This window comes from Rheinheimera baltica (assembly GCF_030731985.1).
Lineage (GTDB): Bacteria > Pseudomonadota > Gammaproteobacteria > Enterobacterales > Alteromonadaceae > Alishewanella > Alishewanella baltica.
Window position 1 is genome coordinate 48,573 of record NZ_JAPJDY010000010.1, and the last position, 21,957, is coordinate 70,529.

The 21,957-nt window shown below is 43.8% G+C and carries 21 protein-coding genes; 17 read left to right on the plus strand and 4 right to left on the minus strand.

Going from position 1 to position 21,957, the window contains the following annotated elements; all coding sequences use genetic code 11:
* The first annotated feature begins 29 nt into the window (after positions 1–29).
* Genes ORJ00_RS16190 through argH form a run of 3 tightly spaced genes read left to right on the plus strand, consistent with a single transcriptional unit; the run spans position 30 to position 3,545 of the window.
* Positions 30–944: an ornithine carbamoyltransferase gene (locus ORJ00_RS16190; RefSeq protein WP_306126830.1), complete on the plus strand. Its 915-nt coding sequence runs from the start codon at positions 30–32 to the stop codon at positions 942–944.
* Between the two features lie 7 nt (positions 945–951).
* On the plus strand, positions 952–2,160 hold the full coding sequence (locus ORJ00_RS16195; protein WP_306126829.1) for an argininosuccinate synthase: 1,209 nt from the start codon (positions 952–954) through the stop codon (positions 2,158–2,160).
* Positions 2,161–2,165: 5 nt separating this feature from the next.
* On the plus strand, positions 2,166–3,545 hold the full coding sequence (gene argH, locus ORJ00_RS16200; RefSeq protein WP_306126828.1) for an argininosuccinate lyase: 1,380 nt from the start codon (positions 2,166–2,168) through the stop codon (positions 3,543–3,545).
* Positions 3,546–3,595: 50 nt separating this feature from the next.
* Here the strand turns inward: argH and ORJ00_RS16205 are convergent, their stop codons facing one another.
* On the minus strand, positions 3,596–6,094 hold the full coding sequence (locus tag ORJ00_RS16205; protein WP_306140355.1) for a penicillin-binding protein 1A: 2,499 nt from the start codon (positions 6,092–6,094) through the stop codon (positions 3,596–3,598).
* A gap of 291 nt (positions 6,095–6,385) precedes the next feature.
* Between ORJ00_RS16205 and ORJ00_RS16210 the strand changes: the two genes are divergently transcribed.
* From ORJ00_RS16210 to ORJ00_RS16250, 9 genes are all read left to right on the plus strand, one after another.
* On the plus strand, positions 6,386–7,465 hold the full coding sequence (locus tag ORJ00_RS16210) for a pilus assembly protein PilM (protein ID WP_305976222.1): 1,080 nt from the start codon (positions 6,386–6,388) through the stop codon (positions 7,463–7,465).
* Positions 7,453–8,058, plus strand: a complete 606-nt coding sequence (locus ORJ00_RS16215; protein ID WP_027670234.1) for a PilN domain-containing protein — start codon at positions 7,453–7,455, stop codon at positions 8,056–8,058. The genes ORJ00_RS16210 and ORJ00_RS16215 overlap by 13 nt, the downstream gene beginning before the upstream one ends.
* Positions 8,055–8,654, plus strand: coding sequence for a type IV pilus inner membrane component PilO (locus tag ORJ00_RS16220; RefSeq protein ID WP_306126826.1), 600 nt, complete (start codon positions 8,055–8,057; stop codon positions 8,652–8,654). Before ORJ00_RS16215 ends, ORJ00_RS16220 begins: the two co-directional genes overlap by 4 nt.
* Positions 8,651–9,187: a pilus assembly protein PilP gene (locus ORJ00_RS16225; RefSeq protein ID WP_306126825.1), complete on the plus strand. Its 537-nt coding sequence runs from the start codon at positions 8,651–8,653 to the stop codon at positions 9,185–9,187. The genes ORJ00_RS16220 and ORJ00_RS16225 overlap by 4 nt, the downstream gene beginning before the upstream one ends.
* Positions 9,188–9,205: 18 nt before the next feature.
* Positions 9,206–11,269, plus strand: coding sequence for a type IV pilus secretin PilQ (locus ORJ00_RS16230; RefSeq protein ID WP_027670237.1), 2,064 nt, complete (start codon positions 9,206–9,208; stop codon positions 11,267–11,269).
* 167 nt (positions 11,270–11,436) lie between these two features.
* Positions 11,437–11,955 (plus strand): shikimate kinase AroK, encoded by a 519-nt coding sequence (aroK, locus tag ORJ00_RS16235; protein ID WP_027670238.1) that lies wholly within the window; start codon positions 11,437–11,439, stop codon positions 11,953–11,955.
* A 23-nt stretch (positions 11,956–11,978) separates the two neighbouring features.
* Complete coding sequence (aroB, locus tag ORJ00_RS16240) at positions 11,979–13,037, plus strand: 3-dehydroquinate synthase (protein ID WP_306140356.1); 1,059 nt, start codon at positions 11,979–11,981, stop codon at positions 13,035–13,037.
* Entirely contained in the window at positions 13,037–14,407 is a 1,371-nt protein-coding gene (locus ORJ00_RS16245) for an AAA family ATPase (protein ID WP_306140357.1), read from the plus strand. The genes aroB and ORJ00_RS16245 overlap by 1 nt, the downstream gene beginning before the upstream one ends.
* Positions 14,407–15,249 carry a Dam family site-specific DNA-(adenine-N6)-methyltransferase gene (locus ORJ00_RS16250; RefSeq protein ID WP_305976230.1) on the plus strand — a complete coding sequence of 281 codons (843 nt, stop codon included), beginning with the start codon at positions 14,407–14,409 and terminating at the stop codon, positions 15,247–15,249. Before ORJ00_RS16245 ends, ORJ00_RS16250 begins: the two co-directional genes overlap by 1 nt.
* Here ORJ00_RS16250 and ORJ00_RS16255 read toward each other — a convergent pair.
* The 3 genes from ORJ00_RS16255 to ORJ00_RS16265 form a co-directional block, all read right to left on the minus strand.
* Positions 15,224–15,418: a DUF2970 domain-containing protein gene (locus ORJ00_RS16255; protein WP_027670242.1), complete on the minus strand. Its 195-nt coding sequence runs from the start codon at positions 15,416–15,418 to the stop codon at positions 15,224–15,226. The two genes, ORJ00_RS16250 and ORJ00_RS16255, sit on opposite strands and share 26 nt — an antisense overlap.
* Positions 15,418–15,675, minus strand: coding sequence for a hypothetical protein (locus ORJ00_RS16260; RefSeq protein WP_027670243.1), 258 nt, complete (start codon positions 15,673–15,675; stop codon positions 15,418–15,420). Before ORJ00_RS16260 ends, ORJ00_RS16255 begins: the two co-directional genes overlap by 1 nt.
* Positions 15,676–15,833: 158 nt before the next feature.
* On the minus strand, positions 15,834–16,514 hold the full coding sequence (locus ORJ00_RS16265; protein WP_306126823.1) for a TorF family putative porin: 681 nt from the start codon (positions 16,512–16,514) through the stop codon (positions 15,834–15,836).
* A 233-nt stretch (positions 16,515–16,747) separates the two neighbouring features.
* Here ORJ00_RS16265 and rpe point away from each other — a divergent pair, with 233 nt between their 5' ends.
* The 5 genes from rpe (at position 16,748) to ORJ00_RS16290 (ending at position 21,884) form a co-directional block, all read left to right on the plus strand.
* The gene (rpe, locus tag ORJ00_RS16270; RefSeq protein WP_027670246.1) at positions 16,748–17,422 is read left to right on the plus strand and encodes a ribulose-phosphate 3-epimerase; all 675 of its coding nucleotides are present in this window, start codon (positions 16,748–16,750) and stop codon (positions 17,420–17,422) included.
* Positions 17,423–17,528: 106 nt separating this feature from the next.
* On the plus strand, positions 17,529–18,533 hold the full coding sequence (gene trpS, locus ORJ00_RS16275; RefSeq protein WP_027670247.1) for a tryptophan--tRNA ligase: 1,005 nt from the start codon (positions 17,529–17,531) through the stop codon (positions 18,531–18,533).
* Positions 18,534–18,555: 22 nt separating this feature from the next.
* On the plus strand, positions 18,556–19,149 hold the full coding sequence (locus ORJ00_RS16280) for an anthranilate synthase component II (protein ID WP_306126822.1): 594 nt from the start codon (positions 18,556–18,558) through the stop codon (positions 19,147–19,149).
* Between the two features lie 73 nt (positions 19,150–19,222).
* Positions 19,223–20,353: an HDOD domain-containing protein gene (locus ORJ00_RS16285; RefSeq protein WP_306140358.1), complete on the plus strand. Its 1,131-nt coding sequence runs from the start codon at positions 19,223–19,225 to the stop codon at positions 20,351–20,353.
* Between the two features lie 307 nt (positions 20,354–20,660).
* Positions 20,661–21,884 (plus strand): aspartate aminotransferase family protein, encoded by a 1,224-nt coding sequence (locus ORJ00_RS16290; protein ID WP_306140359.1) that lies wholly within the window; start codon positions 20,661–20,663, stop codon positions 21,882–21,884.
* Positions 21,885–21,957 lie beyond the last annotated feature (73 nt).

Genomic DNA, 21,957 nt, shown 5'->3' on the forward strand with positions numbered 1-21,957 from the left:
GATGCCGCAATGGCGGCAGGTCTATCTAAATGAGTAAACTTAAACAACTATTGAGCCTGGCTGAATTAAATCCGGCTGAACTTAATGATTTGCTTAATTTAGCACTAAGTGTAAAGCAACAACCACACCAGTATAGCCAAGCGTTGGCCGGGAAAAGTATTGCGTTGATATTTGAAAAACCGTCGCTTCGCACCCGGGTTAGCTTTGATGTTGGTATCTATAAGCTTGGCGGTCATAGCGTGTATTTGGATCAGCAAAATGGTGCAATGGGTAAGCGTGAAACGGTGGCGGATTTTGGCGCCAATTTAGCTTGCTGGACAGATGCCATTGTAGCCAGAGTATTTTCTCAGGCAACTTTAGAGCAGCTTGTTAAGGCCAGTCAAAAACCGGTGATTAACGCGTTAAGTGACTGGTATCACCCGTGTCAGGCACTTGCCGATTTGTTAGCGCTAAAAGAACGCTTTGGCAATTTGTCAAAGGTGCATTTAGCCTACGTTGGTGATGGAAATAATGTTTGTCATTCTTTAATGATTGGTGCGGCATTGTCAGGCATGAAGATGACTGTGGTAACACCAAAAGGGTTTGAGCCTTCAACGCAGGTGCTAGAGCAAGCTCAGAATATTTCAGCAGCAACTGGTGCAAAGTTGGTATTAAGTAGCTCGTTATCTGCCGCAGAAGGGGCTGATGCGCTCTATACTGATACCTGGTTATCCATGGGTGATAAAGCAGATCCCTCAGTGATTGAACGTACATTCCGTCCTTATCAAATCAATGCGAACGTGATGGAAAATTTAGCAGTAAAATATTTTATGCACTGTTTACCCGCGCATCGAGAACATGAAGTAACCAGTGATGTATTAGACAGCGATGCCTCGCTGATATTGCAGCAAGCGGAAAACCGCATGCATGCCCAGAATGCCGTATTAATCAGTTTATTTGCGTGAGGACACTATGAGTATTAAAAAAGTCGTATTAGCTTATTCCGGCGGTCTGGACACTTCGGCAATTGTGCCTTGGTTAAAAGATAATTATAACTGTGAAGTTATTGCCTTTGTGGCCAATGTTGGTCAGGGCGATGAAGAGTTAGCGGGTGTAGAGCAAAAAGCGATTAATTCTGGCGCCAGTTCTTGTCACATTGTCGACCTGCGCGAAGAGTTTGTTAAAGAAGTTATTTTCCCCACCCTTAAAACGGGTGCGGTATATGAAGGCCAGTATTTACTTGGTACCTCTATGGCGCGGCCGGTTATTGCCCGTGCTCAGGTTAACCTGGCGTTGGAGCTTGGTGCTGATGCATTGTGTCATGGTTGTACCGGCAAAGGTAATGATCAGGTGCGGTTTGAAGGTGCCTTTGCAGCGTTAGCCCCGCAGCTAACGGTTATAGCACCATGGCGTGAGTGGCAGTTTAATTCACGCCAGTCGTTGCTGGATTATCTGGCAGAGAAAAAAGTACCGACAACGGCATCTGCGACTAAAATTTACAGCCGTGATGCCAACCTTTGGCATATTTCACATGAAGGTGGAGAGCTGGAAAACCCCTGGTGTGAACCTTCTGAGCAGGTCTGGATGTGGACAAAATCACCAGAGCAAGCCCCAGATAAAGCTGCCTATATTGAGCTGAGTTTTGCAAAAGGTGAGCTGACTATGATAAACGGTCAGGCTGTCGAACCTGTGGCAGCAATTGAATTGTTAAACGAAATTGGCTCTGAGCATGGTATTGGACGCATTGATATTGTTGAAAACCGTTTAGTGGGTATGAAATCAAGAGGTTGCTACGAAACACCGGGCGGTACTATTTTAATGGCTGCATTAAAAGGCTTAGAGGCATTGGTTTATGACCGTAGCTCTCTCAAGTACCGCGAGGAAGTAGGGCTTGAGTTTGCGCAGTTAGTTTACGATGGCCGTTGGTTTACGCCGCTTAAAGATGCCTTACTTGCTGCTGGCACGTCTTTGGCAGAACAATTAACCGGTGATGTCGTCATTAAACTCTACAAAGGCAATGTTACGGTTGCGAAGCGTCGTTCGCCAAACTCTTTGTACTCAGAAGCCTTTGCCACATTTGAAGGTGATGAAGTCTACGATCAAAAAGATGCCGCTGGTTTTATTCGTTTATACAGCCTTGCTAGCCGTATCCGGGCATTACACCAGCAACAAAAAGGGTAATTATTATGGCGATGTGGGGCGGACGCTTTCAGGAAGCAACGTTAAGCGAGTTTCGTGATTTTAACGACTCGCTAAGTTTTGACTATCTGTTAGCGCAACAAGATATTCAGGCATCACGTGCCTGGGCTCAACAATTGGCGCAAGCGAATATCATCAGCAATGATGAAGCTGCACAGTTAGACACTGCGCTAGCCGATTTATCAGTTGCGATAGACGCTGACCCTAAATTGCCGTTACAAACGCGGGAAGAAGATATTCACAGCTGGGTTGAAGCACAACTAACGACCACATTGGGTGCCGTAGCGAAAAAGCTGCATACCGGGCGTAGCCGAAATGATTTGGTTGCGACCGATTTACGGCTGTGGAGTAAGTTAAATGCGCAGGGTGTGCGGCAATCGTTACTTGGTACCATCGCGGCGCTAATTAACTTTGCCGAACAAGCGGGTACTGCCGTCATGCCTGGTTTTACTCATTTGCAGCGGGCGCAACCTGTGCTGGTAGCACACTGGGCTTTGGCCTATATCGAAATGTTTAAACGAGATCTTAGCCGGCTGGATGACGCAACAACACGGCTGGATGTGTGTCCGCTGGGATGCGGTGCACTAGCTGGCACTGGCGTGGCGATTGATCGGCAACAGTTAGCGCAGCGCTTGGGGTTTGCCAGTGCAGCGCTTAATAGTCTGGATGCTGTATCAGACCGCGATTATGTTGTGGAGTTATCAGCTGCTGCAAGTATTTGCATGACACATTTGTCGCGTTTATCCGAGGACGTTATTTTTTTCTGTTCAGGCGAGGCGGGCTTTTTCAAACTAGGTGATGCAATAAGCTCTGGCTCGTCGTTGATGCCACAGAAAAAGAATCCAGATGTATTTGAATTGCTGCGAGGCAAAACAGGCCGGGTGTTGGGGCATTTGGTGGCTATTTTGCATGTACTTAAAGGCTTACCCTTAGCGTACAACAAAGATATGCAGGAAGATAAACAGGGCTTCTTTGACCTGATGTCAACCTGGCAACAGTCTTTGTTAGTGTTAGCAACCGTGCTACCGCATCTCAGTGTGAACAAAGCACAATGCCGTCAGGCGGCAGAACTGGGTTATAGCAATGCGACTGATTTGGCAGATTATCTGGTTAGTAAAGGGATGCCATTTCGTGATGCGCATGAAGTTGTCGGTGAATTGGTCGTGCATGCGGCTAAACAGCAACTGGCGTTAGAAGCCTTGCCTTTGGCTGAGATGCAACAATTCAGTCAACTGATAAGCAATGACGTTTATCCAGCGTTACAGCTTGAGGCGGGGTTGCAAAAACGTGCTGCGCTTGGCGGTACGGCACCGCAACAAGTGTTAGCGGCATTGGCGCAGGCAAAAGTGTGGTTTGAAGCAGTGTAAAATGCCTGGTTAAGTAACCAGTAAAAGTGGCCCGCAATGCGGGCTACTTGTCAAAATAACTCTATTTCCTCTTCTGTTTCTTTCTCTGGCGTTTTATCTCTTAATTTATCGAAACTGATTTGCTGGATATCGCCACCGGCATACTGACTGGGTTCTGTACCCGGCTTGAAAAACTCAAAGGCACTGGTATGGTCAGTTCTGCGGCTAAGCAGTCCGGTTTGCAAATCAATTCGTACCGATGCAAGACCAACAGGAGAAGATGGCTGCTGCGCGGGCAAGCTTTGTAATGCAGTTTGCATATAATTTAACCAACCTGGTAATGCTGTTCTGGCACCAGACTCGGCACCTGCGCTTTGTTGTTGACCCATATTAGCGTGCCACTGTGCACGGCCTAAACTGCGGTTAGCATCATCAAACCCAACCCAAACCGTCACTGCCAGATCTGGCGTAAAACCGGAAAACCAGGTGTCTTTTGAGTCGTTTGTTGTGCCTGTTTTTGCTGAAATATCACGGCGTTTTAAAGTCTGCAAACGCCATGCCGTGCCATTCCAGCCTGTGCCATGATTCCAGCTACCTCCGCCCCAAACACTACTTCTTAGCGCATCAGCAATTAAAAAACTGTTCTGGTCAGAAATAACGTGTTCTGCAAGCTTAATTTCTGGTCCAATGCTGACATCGGCTTCAGTGCTATTTTCATTAGTCTGCGCCAGACTGTTAAACAACTGGTCAAGCTGTATTTCAGCATCCAGTGCTTGCTCGGTAAGTTCTTCCGCTCCAGTATCCGGACTGTTGCTGTCGTCTGCACAAGTTTGGCACGCCAGTGCCGGATTATGTTGAAACAGTATCTCGCCTTCGTCGCTTATAACTCGTTCTACAACATAAGGTGATACTAAATAGCCGCCATTAGCAAACACGGCGTAACCTGTAACAAGTTCAAGTGGTGTAAGAGAAGCTGAACCCAGTGCAAGTGTCTCGTTACGAGGTAAATCAGAGGGGGCAAAACCAAAACGGCGTAAATGGTTAATAGTGTTATCAATACCAACACCACGTAATAAGCGGATCGATACCACGTTTTTCGATTTTGCTAAGGCCTCGCGAATACGGATTGGTCCATCATATACCGCTGGCGAATTTTTAGGGCGCCAGGCGATACCCGCGTTGTCGTCCCATTGATGTATAGGTGCGTCGTTGATTATCGATGCTAATGTGTACCCATGCTCCAATGCAGCGGAGTAGACAAAAGGTTTGATATTAGAACCAACCTGGCGCTTAGCCTGAGTGACCCGATTAAATTGACTTTGGGTAAAGCTGTAGCCTCCAACAAGCGAACGTATCGCACCATCATGAGGGTCTATTGCAACTATGGCGCTAGCAGCTTGCGGCACTTGCGCCAAGCGCCAAGCTGCATCTTGTTGCCTTACAAAAATATGCATTCCCGGCGCCAAAATAGCGTTGGCAGTTTTGGGTGCGATGGCTTGGCGTTCGTCACTAATGTAGCGTCTGGCCCATTTTAAGCCATCCCAATCCAGTGTGACTTCCTGCCCACCTGACATGAGCACTTTTGCAGTTTGTGCACCAACCTCAATGACAACGGCCGGTTGTAACTGCTCAAGGCTGCTCTGGTTGTCTAAGTATGTGAGTACTTCTTCACGTGACAACGGCTCAATCTGGTTAAAAACCGCCTCAGCATCTTGGGTTTCAATTAACTCTGACGCCCATAGTTGTGCTACAGGCCCTCGATAGCCATGGCGTTCGTCGTAATCATACAAGTTTTGCTGCAGCGCATGTTTTGCCGCAGCTTGTTGTTTGCTGTTTATAGTTGTAAAAACTTGTAAACCCGCTGAATAGGCAGTGTCTTCGCCATAACGGGAAATCATTTCTTGACGCACCATCTCTGCGATATAGGGCGCAGATGCAGTAATTTGTGCTCCATGCAGACGACTTGTAATGGGGGCTGCTAATGCCTGGTCGTACGCAGCCTGGTCTATAACACCAATATCAAGCATGCGTCCTAGCACTACATTACGTCTGGCGCGGGCGTTTGTTGCAGATCGCACTGGGTTTAGTGTGGAGGGGGCTTTGGGTAATCCCGCAATAATAGCAATTTCATCAAGGGTGAGTTCATGGACGGTTTTACCAAAATAAACCTGCGCCGCTGCACCAACACCGAATGAACGTTGCCCAAGTTCAATTTTATTCAGATATAATTCTAAAATTTGATCTTTTGATAACAGCTGTTCGATGTGAAATGCCAGAAAGATTTCTTTAACCTTGCGGATAACCTTTTTTTCGCGGCTTAGAAAAAAGTTGCGAGCTACTTGTTGCGTAATGGTACTCGCACCCTGACTAAAATCGCCTGAAGAAGCGACGACTGTCATTGCACGAAAAATACCGATGATATCTATTCCGGGATGCTCGTAAAATCTTGTATCTTCAACGGCTAAGAAAGCCTGAACTAATAAAGGAGGCATTTCTTGCAGTTTAAGTGGGATCCGACGTTTTTCACCAAATTGAGAAATAAGCTCACCATCAGCAGTGTATACTTGCATTGGAGTCTGCAACCTGACGTCCTGTAGAGTAGTTACGTCAGGAAGATCGTTTTTAAGGTACAAATAGATCCCGGCGATCGTTAATAAGCCGAGTATCAGCATGCCCAAACTGAGAATTAAAACTTTTTTAACCCAAGACACTGAATAACCCCAATTTTTACTCCCAATTCCTTTACAACGCTGCTAGTATATATTTATTAGCATTAGTTTAAACGCTTTTTCTTGCCAAAAATTAGCGACTAAGCTATCTATGAGACAATAATCATAACTATAAATTGGCCGCAGGAAGCTATGATAAATCGCCTGTTCAGTAAACAAACACCGATGATGGTGGGGATTGATGTCGGTGCACACTCCGTAAAGGCTGTGTTACTCAGTCAACATAACGGTGTATGCAAAGTCGAAGCATTTGCCGTTGAACCTATGGTTAAAGGAGCGATGTCCGATCGTGAGATTCAGGATATCGAAGCCGTTGGTAATGTGTTGAGCAAAATCCGCAAAAAGATCCCACGCACCGTCAAATTTGCCGCAACTGCGGTTTCTGGATCAACCGTGATCAGTAAAGTGATCTTTATGGATGTGTCCTTAACTGATGCTGAACTTGAAAGTCAGATTGAAGTTGAAGCAGACACACTGATCCCCTACCCACTCAATGAAGTTAGTTTGGATTTCGAGAAGCTCGATGTAAACGATGCTGATCCTTCCAAGGTAAACGTGCTTTTAAGTGCTGCTCGTACTGAGAGTATTGAAGCTCGTGTTGCTGCGTTAGATAACGGAGGCTTTGCTGCCAAAGTTGTTGACATTGAGAGCTATGCGTTAAGTCGCGCAGCTGAATTGTGTCTAAAACAATTACCTGATGACGCGGCGAACAAAGTTGTGGCAATGGTTGATATTGGCGCAACGATGACCTTGCTCAGTATTATCGAGAATACTAAAACACTTTATACCCGTGACCAGATGTTTGGTGGCGAGCAATATACCCGCAGTATTTTGTCTTATTATAACAAAAGCTACGAAGAGGCTGAGCAAGCTAAAGTGTCTGGTGATTTACCACCTAACTATACTTTTGAAGTTTTAGCGCCGTTTCAAACGATGCTACTGCAACAGGTAAGACGTGGTATTCAAATGTATCTGACCAGTAGCGGTAAAGATGCCGTTGATTATCTCGTGATATCCGGTGGTACCGCACTAATTGAAGGTATAGACAGACTACTTATCGATGAGTTAGGTATTCATACGGTGGTAGCGAATCCATTTAAGACCATGGAAGTTGCGACATCCGTAGACCGTGAGCAACTTAATCGTCATGCTTCTCAACTCATGGTTGCAAGTGGATTAGCATTAAGGAGCTTTTCGTCATGGCATATATAAACCTGTTGCCGTGGCGTGATGCAGCGCGTAAAGAACGGCAAAAGCAATACTTAACTATCCTAACTGCAACAGCGATATGTAGTTTTCTATTGGTGTTTCTGATTAACGTGGTTTACGACACAAGAATCGAAGGACAATTGCAACGTAATCAGTATTTGATAAATGAAATAGCGGTATTAGATCAGCGGATTAAAGATATTGATACCCTAAAAGAAACAAAGAAAAATTTGCAACAACGCATGTCGCTGATTACACAATTGCAGGGGAGTAGAAACCTCGGTACCCAGATTATGGATGAGATTGCTAGCTCAGTACCTGCAGGTGTTTACCTGACTGAGTTGGAGAAAAAAGGCACTTCATTGCTGTTAGTTGGCAAAAGTGAATCAAATAATCGTCTTTCTAATTTGTTGCGCGAAGCCGAGGAGTCAGAACTGTTATCTGAACCTTATCTAGAATTTATTGAAGCAGGTAAAGACTCTGTAAGTTTATTGAGCAACTTTAAAATGCACCTAACCGTTAAAGGATATGAGGCAATACAAGGCGCAGATACCCCAACAACGCCTGCGAAACCAGCGAGCGGAGGTGCACGATGAGCCTAAATGTTAATTTATCCGAAATTGATATTAATGATCTCGATATTGAGAATATGGGATCGTGGCCGGTAGCAGCAAAACTAGTATTTGCCGTTATATTAGCTGTTCTTGTATCAATTTTAAGTTATTTTTTGTTAGTAGACAGCAAGATTGACGAACTGGCTGCGGCAGAGAAAAAAGAAACCGAGCTGCGTCAAACTTTCCGTACCAAGAATGGAACTGCGGTAAATTTGGAATTGTACAAGCAGCAAATGGTTGAAATGGAGCAAACGTTTTCATTTTTATTGAAACAGCTGCCCACAACACACGAAACGCCAGGTTTGCTTGATGACATTACCTATGTTGGCACTACCAGTGGATTAACATTTATCCGGATCAACTGGGAACCTGAAATTGAAAAAGATTTTTACACTGAGTTACCGATAAAAATTGAAGTGGTAGGTGACTACCATCAGTTTGGTAATTTTGTCAGTGAAGTTGCCAAGTTACCGAGGATAGTGAGTTTGCACGACTTTGCTATTCAAACAGAAAAAGATGAGCGCTTACGTTTTAACGTTGTGGCTAAGACCTACCGTTACAAGGAGGTTCAGCAATGAAAAAACGTTTAACTGTGCTTGCCATGGCGGTTTTGCTTAATGGCTGTTTTAATGACATGAGTGAAGTACAAAATTATGTCGCAGATGTTAAAGCAAATACTAAAGCCAGAGTAGAGCCTATTCCTGAGTTGCAGGAGTTTGAACATGTTGCTTATCGGTCTCAGGAAGCTAGGAGTCCATTTTCGGCCCCTAAACCTGAAGCGATACAAGATAAGTTCTTACAGGTACAGGATTGTTTACATCCAGATCCGAGACGCAGAAAAGAGCCACTTGAGAAATATGCAGTGGATAACTTAAAAATGCGTGGTACTTTGGGTGAAGTTAGTAAAATTTGGGCGCTGATTGAAGCTTCTGATAAAACATTACATAAAGTCACGTTGAGCAACTATGTAGGTTTATTCCATGGCAGAGTAATTAACGTGGAACCGACTCATATAGAGTTGCTTGAATTGATCCCAGATGGCGCCGGTTGCTGGAAAGAACGGACGACCATGTTGCAGATGGCGGATGCGTCATCAGTAGCAAGTAATTGATAGGTATGCGAGTAAATCATGGATAAAATAATCAAAACAATGTCTGGCACAATCCAGCGCACTTTAATGTGCTTTGCAGCCTTTATGTTACTGTCATTGCCTGCTTCGGCTGTGCCGTTGCTGTATGACGTAAAATATAATCCTTTACTAACTGGCGAAACTGAAATCGAATTTATTTTCGATGAAGAACTTTATGCTGACCCCAGTATTCAAGTATTTAACGATCCTGCGCGTATTGAGTTATTTTTCAATGACTCAGATTACGAAGAAAGATTAAATGAAGTATTGATCGATAAAGCCGGTGTAAAGCGTGTTACTTCAGAATTTGAAGGCGACGGTTTTAAGACTATTATCTATCTGGATTATTTGAAGATATATCGTACCCGGGTACGTGGTAACGTGTTTTACATGCATATCTCTGATAATCCAACGTCAGATGCTGTAGGACAGGCTGCCGACGTTAAACCGACGTACATCAACCGCGTCAATGCAATTGATTTCCGCCGTGGTGATAAAGGTGAGGGCCGTGTGTTAGTGTTTTTACGTGACAACACAGCTGCAGTTGATGTTAGTGAACGGTTAGGCAAACTCGAAGTCGAGTTTCACAACACTGACATCCTTGACGAATTACTATATCAACTTGATGTAGTAGATTTTGGCACCATTGTTAAAGGTATAGAAACTTTTAAAGAAGGCGCATCTGCTCGACTGGTAATCGATACGACTGCTGAATTTACTTTTACCTATCAGCAAATAGATAACATTTTCACGTTAAATGTTGAGCGTGATACTACTAATAGAAGCATATTGGGCGGCGGTAAAGAATATAAAGGCCGCGCAATATCGTTAAACTTCCAGGATATTTCGGTACGTACCGTGTTGCAAATAATTGCCGACTATAATGGTTTTAACTTAGTCACTAGTGATTCTGTTACTGGCAATATCACATTGCGCTTGGATGGAACGCCTTGGGATCAGGCATTGGATATAGTCCTGCGTGTTAAAGGCTTGGATAAGCGCATGGAAGGTAACATCTTGATGGTGGCACCTACAGATGAGCTGGCTGCTAGAGAAGCGCGTGAATTGGAAGCAAAGCAAACAGTTGCCGATTTAGAGCCACTATATTCTGATTTCCTAACGGTTAATTATGCAAAAGCTGCTGATATTACAAAACTGCTGAGTAATAAAGAGGCTACGTTATTGTCTTCTCGTGGTTCTGCAAACGTAGATGAACGTACTAACACCATTCTAATCAAAGACACTGCGGTTAATATTGAAAACGTTCGTAAGTTGATTGAGCGTCTTGATATTCCTGTACGTCAGGTATTGATAGAATCAAGAATGGTTACCGTACGTGATAATGTTACTGATGAATTAGGTATTCGTTGGGGCTTTAGCGACCAGCAAAGTGGCAGTTCTAATCAAGGAACTTCGGGGAATTCGACAGGAGCAAATAACATTGCAAATGGCAGTATTCCTTCGTTAGACGATAGATGGAATGTGAATTTGCCTGCATCAAATGCTGCTGGTAGTATCGCCTTTCACATCGCACGCTTAGCTGATGGTACCTTACTTGATTTAGAGTTGTCAGCGCTGGAGCAAGAAAATAAAGGCGAGATTATCGCAAGCCCACGCATTACTACGGCTAATCAAAAAGAAGCTAGTATAGAGCAGGGTGTTGAGATTCCTTATGTTCAGGCAGCATCCAGTGGTGCTACAACTGTTGAATTTAAGAAGGCAGTATTGAGCTTGACTGTAACGCCGCAGATTACGCCAGATAACAAAATTATTCTGGACTTAGTCATTACACAAAATACCAGAGGCGAAACAGTACAAACGCCTACTGGTCCAGCGACGGCAATCGATACACAACAGATTAAAACTCAGGTGCTGGTTGATAATGGTGAAACCATTGTGTTGGGTGGTATTTATCAACAACAAATTCTTTCTACGGTAAACAAAGTTCCTCTTTTTGGTGATATTCCTTATGTTGGCGCTTTGTTTAGAAACACACGTGAAGTGAATGAGAAAAACGAATTGCTGATTTTCGTTACGCCAAAAATCATTTCAGACGGTCTTTAATCCCCATTTCCACTACTACGCTAATATGCGTAGTAGTGGACTGTTTCAGAATTAGCTTGCCAACAAAAGGCTATTCCTGACATAATTCAGCGCTTCAAATTTTCGTGGGAGCCTTTTGGTCCTTGAATTCAACTTTTCACTGAGTTAGCTGATTAGTAATACGACTTATGGCAGAAAAACGTAATATCTTCCTTGTAGGCCCAATGGGTGCTGGTAAAAGCACTATTGGAAGACACCTAGCAGACATGCTTCATTTAGAATTCTACGATTCAGATCAGGAAATCGAGCGCCGTACAGGTGCAGACATTGCCTGGGTATTTGATCTTGAAGGTGAAGAAGGCTTTCGCGTTCGGGAAGAAAATGTCATCCAGGATCTGACAGAGCTACAGGGTATCGTGCTGGCCACAGGTGGCGGCTCGGTATTAAGCAAAGAAACCCGCAATCGGTTATCCGCCCGGGGCATTGTGGTGTATCTTGAAACGCCGATTGAAAAGCAAGTAGCACGTACTCAACGTGACAAACGTCGTCCGTTGTTGCAAACGGAAGAAGCACCTAAAGAGGTGCTGGAAAGACTAGCTGCTGAGCGGAACCCTTTGTATACCGAGATTGCTGATTTTACAGTGCGGACAGATGAACAAAGCGCACGCGCTGTTGCCAGCCAAATTATTGACCAATTAGGTTTCTGATTTAACGTTTAAGGGAGCTGCAAATGCAAAAAGTTGAAGTCCAACTTGGCGAGCGCAGCTACAGTATCTCTATTGATGACAACTTTGCCGGGCTTGCTTCGGTTTTGGCTAATCGCAGTCAGGTTGTCATTATTTCAAATTCCACCGTGGCACCATTGTATCTAGATGCCGTGACCAATCTTTTTTCTTCTACTTCCGTAACACATTTTTTATTACCTGATGGTGAAGAATACAAAACCCTAAGTTCGTTTGAACAAGTGCTTGGTTTTTTATTGCAGCAGAGAATTTCCCGTGATGCATTACTGGTAGCCTTAGGCGGTGGTGTAATTGGGGATTTAACTGGCTTTGTTGCTGCTTGCTACCAACGAGGTGTCGATTTTTTGCAAATTCCGACAACGTTATTGTCACAGGTTGATTCATCTGTAGGTGGCAAAACAGCAGTAAATCATCCGTTGGGTAAAAACATGATTGGAGCGTTTAAGCAACCTACTCAGGTTTTGATTAACACCAGTGTACTAAGTACTCTGCCACCTCGTGAATTTTCTGCAGGTATGGCAGAGGTTATTAAGTATGCCTTGATAAGTGATGCTGCTTTTTTTCGTTGGTTAGCAAGGTATCGTGATGCGATTGTGTCTCAAGAACCAAAAGTATTGGCACAGCTTATTGGTCATTGTTGCTCAATGAAAGCCGATATAGTCAGTCGCGACGAAACAGAGCAAGGCGATAGGGCATTGCTTAATCTTGGTCATACCTTTGGTCACGCGATCGAAGCATGGCTGGGTTATGGCAATTGGTTACATGGAGAAGCTGTAGCTGTTGGCATGGTTATGGCTGCTCAACTTGCGCAATCAAGAGGTTGGCTGGAAGTGGAACAAGTTGAAGAGATATGTGACCTACTGCAGTCTTTTAATTTACCGATAACCCCGCCAAATAGTATGCGTATTGCAGATTTTCTTCCATACATGAAAACAGATAAAAAAGTAAAAAATGGCAAGATGAGGTTTGTCTTACCTACTGCATTTGGTCAAACGTCGGTGATTGATGACATCTCTGAGGCTGAATTGACTAAGGTCTTTGCCTGATGGATACAAACGCGCTGCAACGCCGGGTACCGGAGTTGACACATCTTCTCTCGTCTCAGCGAGAATGGTTGGAGCGCTTATTGTTTCAGTTAGCTTTTAACCAGAACTCACAGATTTTCGTCGTTGGTAGCCAAGGTAGTGGTAAATCTACCACTGTTATGGCGATTGCTGAGTTATTCTCGGAACAATTTAATATTGCTTTACTTAACAGGGAAACCAGCGAGAAAGACGTACCAGCCAGATTAATGCAACAATGGTTTGCCGCAGCTGCACTACCTGATGTTTCTTTAACGGAACAAGTTATGGCTGCAGATAGTCAGTTGCCTTTATTGTTAGTTGTTGATGATGCAGAGTATCTTTCCATAGACGTGCAACAGCAACTGAAATCGATACCTTGCATTGCGTTTTTTTTCACCACGCCAAACCACGCTAATACTGGTTTCAGCCTTACATTAAATCGAATAACATCAAGCGATGCTGCGCAATTATTGCAACACGAGTCACTCAATAGTATTGAATTAGCACAAAGAGTGGCCATCGCGAACGGTAATATGCATTTTTTGCTTTTGCCGCCACCCCAAAGTGAATTGCAGCGAGGTTCGGTTGGCAATACTTTTTTAACAAAGTCGGTGATGTTGTATTTTATTGCAGCATTGATACTGTTTAGTACACTGGTTGTGTATTTCTGGCCAGAACCAGAGATTAGTCCGCCAGTTAATAAGACTAAGGTTGTTATTCCCCCAGCTCCTGTGCAGATAGATGACAAGCTTATTGATGATAAAGAGGCTTTTGCTGATGTTGAAACCGACATGCCAGCCACTATTGTCGAGCAAGAAGGAACTGCCACAATTGAAAATGCCGAAGTCGAAGCTGATGCTGCTGAAGTATCAGCACTAAATCAGGGCATGACCGTGCAAGAATTAGTTAAACCAGAACCGGCTGAGCAATCAGGTGCCTCACTTGATATATCATCAGAATCAGATGTCACTTCAGGCCTGGTCGTTGTGCCAGAAGCTGATGACGCTTCGGCAGCAAATGTAAGTTATGTTTATGACGAAGTCGACTTACTTGGTTTTAATAAGCAGCATATCTCCATCCAGTTAGCCGTGCTGTCCAGTGACAACGCACTACAACTTTTTAAGCGCTCTTACCCGGAATTAACTACATTAGCCTATCAACGTAATTGGCAGGGTGTTATGCAGATTATTGTGTTGGTTGCACCTTTTGACAATGCACAGGATGCAAAAATGGCGATGACAAAACTGCCTGCAGCATTGCAAGCAAGTGGTCCATTTGTTAAAGCGCTACAAGCAGTTCAAGCCGAGATAAGAGCCCGACAATTCAGTCAGCAGAACAGCGAATTGCATTAATGGTTGAAAGGAAAAAGACCCGCGCATTTCTAAAGTGGGCAGGTGGTAAATATAATCTTATCCAACCATTGTCAAAGCATCTGGCAGCAAGCGAGGTATTAATAGAACCGTTTGTTGGCGCCGGTTCGGTCTTTCTTAACACTGATTACGATCGTTATCAGTTAAATGACATTAATGCTGATTTGATTGGGTTGTATCAATTGCTCAAGACCGAGCATCAGCGTTTTATCTCAGATGCCAGAACCTTGTTCAGTCCGTTAACTAACCAGCGTGAAACGTATTTGCAGTTTCGCCAACAGTTTAACCAAAGTTCAGATAATTACGAGCGTGCACTGCTATTTCTTTATCTGAATAGGCATGGTTATAACGGTCTTTGTCGTTATAACCTGTCTGGAAAGTTCAACGTCCCATTTGGTAGCTACAAGAAACCTTATTTTCCCGAGGCGGAATTAATATTTTTTGCTGAGAAAGCTCAAAAAGCCGAATTTAGTTGTTTGGGCTATCAGCAAGTTATACAGCAAGCTGAACGTGGCAATGTGATCTACTGTGATCCACCTTATGTCCCCCTAAGTAAAACGGCCAGCTTTACCAGTTATGCCAGCCAAGGTTTTAATCTGGATGATCAGGCTCAACTTGCTAATTTAGCTGAACAGGCGCAACAACGCGGTATTTCTGTTGTTATTAGTAACCACGACACTACCTGGAGTAGAAAAATTTATCAGCAAGCAGTAATACATAGTTTGCAGGTAGGGCGTTCTATAAGCCAAAAAGGCTCAAGTCGGGGTAAAGTGGCTGAACTATTTGCTGTTTATCAGGCTATGCCAATACCCAAGATACTATAAGTATAAGAACCACAACAAAGATGATGGCAAACATTACACCCACAAGAATATAAGGTAACGGACTACTCGCAGAAAAGTCTTGTTGCCGTTGTTGCTCTGATTGCACACCTATCATGGCACCAAATACGGCTTTAATGATCTGTTTAAAACCAGGCTGTTTTGCTGACATTATGGTTTTTGAGTAGGAGAGATACGACTTAACAATTCCAGCAAGTCAACATAGTGAAATTGGGTAGAGCGACTTTTACCTTGAAACCAGCTGTACCAGTTTTGTTGAACTACGTTGATACACTCTTCAACAGCCGTGGTAGCTTGTAAAGACTGGCAATGGTGATTTGAAAATATCGTCGGAATTGCCACAGAAAGAGCACCGACACTAATGCCAGTTGAAATTAATGCTGCTTTAAACAGTTTGGTAAATTTCATGTTAAATCCATTTGCTCTTTTAAAACGCTCCTATAATAAAACAATCAGCTTTTCGATACAAGCTGATTATTTATTGTTCATTCTGGTAGCATCGTTGCGAGGTTAGTATACCTAACTGGCAATGCTAGCCAGTTAGGTGGAGATATTAAAACGTTTAATTAGAAACTTTTTGATACAGCAAATATAACCCGGCTATCTGCAAGATATGAAGCATCAATGTCCGTGTCGACATAAGCCAGACTTAATGATAAGCCCATCACTTCAGTGCTCAGGCCAACACTCCAATCCAAGTAACTTGCACTGCTGTCATCATATTCATTTTGACCAACATGTAGATCAACACTTAGATTATCTGTTAAAGCGTAACTATAACCTGCGTGTAGGTAGAAATAGTTGCCGGCATTGGCGTAGTAATCATCACTATATGCTAAGCCGAAAGTCAGGTCTTTATAGGTTAGTGAACCGTAGAGTTCATAAAAATTAGAACCGTCTATTGCAGCATTGGGGTAACCATAACGCATAATCCCGACGTCTGTTGACCAGTCGTCGTTAAGATCTCCGCTCCAGCCAAGCATGACATCTAGTTCAAGCGTACCTTCTGCAAGAAAGTCGACATTCGAGCCCCAAACGGATACATATAAGCCTGACGTATCGGTAAGTGTTAAGCCGCCTTGTAACGCAGGAGCTTCTTCAGTTTGAGATATCCCTCTAAACGCATAGTCAGATGCAAAGGTAATATCGCCACTTAATTCTATTGCGTTAACCGTCAGACTGCTGGTTGAAAGACCGAGTAAAAACAAACTTGTCGCTATTGTTGTCGTCGATGTCGCTATTTTCATTTTATTTGCCTTTTTCATAGTTCCCTTTCAATGGCATTCCAAGATACATGCCATTATAAATATACCTTTAATAACAGATGTATAGCGTATTGTAGTTTGTTTTTCCATTTGTAGCTGTGCTGTATTGGTGCGTTTTTGCTCAATATTTGTGCGACGTTTATTGACGCTAGTGCCGTGCTTTTGTATAGCAAATTCAGTAAAGTCTGCACTTTGCCAAACTGGGAGATAGTCATATGCAACCTTATCTAATCGCACCGTCAATATTATCAGCCGATTTTGCCCGTCTGGGAGATGACGTAGCAAAGGTGCTGAGTGCTGGCGCGGATGTTGTTCATTTTGATGTGATGGATAATCATTATGTACCTAACCTGACTATGGGCCCCATGGTATGTCGGGCGTTAAGAAATTACGGCATCACTGCCCCTATAGATGTGCATTTGATGGTCGAACCGGTAGATAGCTTAGTCCCGCAGTTTGCCGATGCTGGTGCTAGCATTATTACTTTTCATCCCGAAGCATCACGGCATATTGACCGAACTTTACAACTGATTAAAAGCCATGGTTGTCAGGCTGGTTTGGTGTTTAATCCGGCAACGCCACTTAGTTACCTTGATTATGTGCTTGATAAAGTAGATGTGGTTTTGCTGATGTCAGTAAATCCTGGATTTGGCGGGCAAAAATTTATCCCGGCTACGCTTGATAAGCTAGCTGAAGCACGGCGCATTATTGATCAGAGCGGTTTGCCAATTCGGCTGGAAATTGATGGTGGGGTGAATGTTGACAACATTGCTGAAATAGCGTCTGCGGGTGCTGATATGTTTGTGGCCGGATCAGCCATATTTAATGCGCCAGATTACAAGCACGTTATTCAGCAAATGCACCAGCAATTGGCAAAAGTAAGCGGTTAACCGGCTTTTTTACTGTTGCTGCGCATTGGTTTAGTTATAATGCAGCACTTCAGGTCGCTATGTACCGGCAAATCGTCATCAATACAATATTTAAGTGGATACAACTATGAGTATTAAGCCTATTGTGCTAAGTGGTGCACAACCATCCGGACAACTTACCATCGGTAACTATCTGGGGGCACTTCGCCAGTGGGACAAAATGCAGGACGATTATGATTGCTTGTATTGTATCGTCGACTTACACGCTATAACTGTCCGGCAAGAGCCTGCTGCGCTGCGTAGTGCGTCATTGGATAGTCTTGCTCTTTATCTGGCTTGCGGTATTGACCCAAATCGCTCAGCGGTGTTTATGCAATCTCATGTGCCAGAGCATAGTCAATTAGCGTGGGTACTGAATTGTTACACGCAGTTTGGCGAACTAAGCCGAATGACACAGTTTAAAGATAAATCTGAAAGGCATACCCATAATGTTAATGCCGGTTTGTTTACCTATCCGGTATTAATGGCGGCAGATATACTGCTTTATCAGGCCAATCAAATCCCAGTGGGACATGATCAAAAACAACATCTTGAACTGGCACGTGATGTTGCAATGCGATTTAATGCTGTACACGGTGATATCTTTACCGTACCAGAACCTTATATCCCTCCTGTGGCTGCACGTGTAATGAGCCTGCAGGACCCCACTAAGAAAATGTCTAAATCAGACGAGAATCCCTGGAACTTTGTAGGCTTGCTGGAAGATCCGAAAATGATCAGTAAGAAGTTTAAAAAAGCCATGACTGACTCCGAAGATCCGCCACGCGTGCGTTTTGATATCGACACTAAACCCGGTGTTGCCAACCTGCTAAGTATTTTAAGCGGTGTAACGGGTAAAACCATAAACGCGCTGGAAGCGGAATACGAAGGCAAGATGTATGGTCATTTAAAGGGAGATGTCGCCGATGCAGTAATTAGCTTGCTGGAGCCGGTACAGAAATCGTTTACCGAGCTGCGGGCAGATCAGGCTACGTTAACTAAGGTAATGCGTGCTGGAGCCGATAATGCGCGTCAGCGTGCGGCCAAGACATTAGCAAAGGTTAATAATGCGGTAGGTTTTGTTGCGCCTTGAATAGATGAGTTGATAAATTCAGATGTTATTGCTGATAGATAATTACGACTCTTTTACGTACAACCTGATGCAGTATTTTGCCGCTTTAGGCCAGCAGGTTATGGTTAGGCGAAACGATGATATAAGTGTGGTGCAAATTCGCGCTTTGGCACCGGAGTATTTGGTTATTTCGCCTGGTCCGAAAACGCCAGATGATGCAGGTATATCGTTACAGGCAATTGAGTATTTTGCTGGTAAATTACCTATTCTGGGGGTTTGTCTTGGCCACCAGGCTATTGCCCAGGTATTTGGTGCTAAGGTAGAACGTGCAAGACAGGTTATGCACGGTAAAAATAGCCTGGTGCAGCATAATAATAGTTCTGTTTTTGTTGGGTTGGAAAACCCATTAGACGTTACCCGTTATCACTCTTTAGTGGTTCAACGTGAATCGTTGCCAAATGTGCTGCAGCAGACTGCATGGACCTATAATGTAGATGGGCAGCCAGATGAAATTATGGGTTTGGTACATCAGGAGCTACCCATTCATGGGGTACAATTCCACCCGGAAGCCATTTTGAGTCAGCAGGGCAAACAGCTGCTGTCCAATTTTTTACAGTGCAGTGTACCGCCTCACTAACTGTAATTTGCAGGGTTGAGTGCGCTATAATATTTTATTTAGCAAAATCTAAAGTAATTGGAATAGATTAAACGTGATAACAACTTCAGTGCCGATAGCGGATGAAATGGTGCGTCGATTTTTCGATTTATTAATCGGTGTGAACCCGGAACACAAACGACTGGGTTATCAGATCCGCACTGGCCAGTTGCATAGTGAAAGAACCTTGTTGGCTATCGAAGCTCAGGCGCAGCGGCATCGAGTTGCAGGCGCTCAGGCTAAAGCGCAACTGGCCGAATTTGCTCAAGCGCATCTGCATGATGAAGTTGCAGATGAGTTAGTGCGAAAACTGCATAACATTGAACATGTTAAGTCATCTATTTTTGATCCAACCGAGACTTTTTACCTCTTACTTGATGCACTAAGCTCAAAGGCTGTAACGGTAAATAAGCTGGACCCAATAATAGCTCAGATTCCCTGGTTGATAGAAGACCTGTTGAAGTTAGTAAATCAGCCGCAATATCGTAATCGCACTGCTTCTGGCGCGTTGGTTAAAGATGTCAAGACTGCGGTAAGATTTATTGGTGTTGAGAGCTTACTGCTTATTATACCTGTGTATGCTATGAAGCGAATGATGCCTCACTCGACAGAACCGTTTACCAATCTGAAAAACCGCTTATGGGATTATTCGCTAGCAGTGGCTATTGCTGCCAAAAAGTTAGCTGAAAATAGTGCAGAGTATCCCTATGCCGCATTTTGCGTCGGCTTGTTTCATAGCTTGGGGCATATTGTCGTGACTCGAAATTATTTACGCACTTATCAGCAGGTAAAGCATACGCAGTTATTGCAAGCTCGTGACAGTCGGGATGTGCAATTGACAGACGTATTGGATTCTCTGGAACCAGACGGTAGTTTTTTATGTGAGAGCATCCAAGAGTTTTCGGCTGTGTTAAGTGCTGACATCATCTCGCGCTGGCAGTTACAATCATTACCTTTATGTCAAACCTTAGATCAACTTGCAGAAGGTGTCGGCTTTGTGGGTAGTAGTCCGCTGGCACGTTTAGTTTTACAAGCGCAAACTTATGTTCAATTGCAGAGTTTGAAACAGAATAACCAAGTTAGTGACAGCGAATGCAATCAGTGGTTCAACAGTGTGCAGTTGACAGCCGAGAGCATAAATTTATTGAATCAAGCCGACCTAAAACGGTTAGGTGTAGAAATTTAATAAAAAATAACGCCATAAACATGCAATTAATAGGTGTGGCTTTGGGCGAGTATCGTTGTGCTATAACGGACTGTCACAGCATTAAGCCCGCCTGATGGGTTGTATGGCGGTGTTTCGTTTTCTGTTGCTTACTTATTCAATTCATGTGCAAATCTATCTGCAGCCCTTGTCTTTTCTGGCTTTGCTCTGTTGTCTAGGGCAAGACAACCCACATTTTATCTGTAATAATGGCTCAACATTAACGAATAATGGTCTTACCTAATTGCTGATAATACGGCAAAACTGTGAACATGATGAGGAACTGAATATGACCGGCCAGATACAGCCAACTCGCGCTTTGTTTGATGACGTAATGGTACCTAACTATGCTCCTGCCGGCATAATACCGGTAAAAGGCAAAGGTTCCAGAGTATGGGACCAACAAGACCGCGAATACATTGATTTTGCTGGTGGTATCGCTGTAAGTAGTTTAGGTCATTGTCACCCGGCGTTAGTTTCAGCGTTGACAATGCAAGCGGAAAAAATTTGGCATTTGAGCAATGTAATGACAAATGAACCTGCGCTGAGACTAGCGAAGAAGTTGGTTGATGCGACATTCGCTGACAAAGTCTATTTTGCTAATTCTGGCGCTGAAGCAAATGAAGCTGCATTTAAGTTAGCGCGTCGCTGGGCATTAGATAAGTTTGGTGCGCAAAAAGATCAGATTATTTCATTTAGTAAAAGCTTTCATGGCCGCACGTTTTTTACCGTTACTGTCGGTGGACAAGCAGCGTATTCTGATGGATTTGGCCCCAAACCAGGCGCTGTAGTTCATGCCGAATTTAATAATCTGGACAGTGTTAAAGCGCTGATTTCAGATAAAACGTGTGCTGTGGTGCTGGAACCCATTCAGGGAGAAGGTGGCATTATCCCGGGTACGGCTGAGTTTATTCAGGGCGTGCGAGAATTGTGTAATCAACATAATGCGTTACTTATTATGGATGAAGTACAAACTGGCGTGGGTCGTACTGGTAAACTATATGCGTACATGCACTATGGTGTAACACCGGACATCTTAACCACGGCTAAATCTTTAGGCGGTGGTTTCCCGGTTGGCGCTATGTTAACAACAGCTGAAATCGCGAGTCATTTAAAAGTAGGTACGCATGGCAGTACATACGGCGGCAATCCCTTAGCCTGTGCGGTGGCAGAGGCAGTTTTTGATACCGTGAACCATGCGGATGTCATGGCGCAGGTATTAAGCAACGAACAATTATTTAGACAGCAACTTGCTGGTTTAAATGATAAATACCATGTGTTTAGTGAAATTCGCGGTCAGGGTATGCTGTTAGGAGCGGTATTAAATGAGCAGTATAAAGGCCGTTCACGTGACTTTTTTCTGGCAGCTGCAGACCACGGTTTAATGGCACTTGTTGCCGGACCAGATGTGATTCGCTTTGCACCATCATTGGTGATTACGCCAGAAGATATCATGGATGGTATGCAGCGTTTTGAACAAGCAATTAAACAAGTTGTATCCGGCAAACAATAAGCATAAGCAGCATTAAGACTGCATAAAATGAAGCATGGGGGCTATTTAGCCCCAAAAACTATAAAGCAAAACT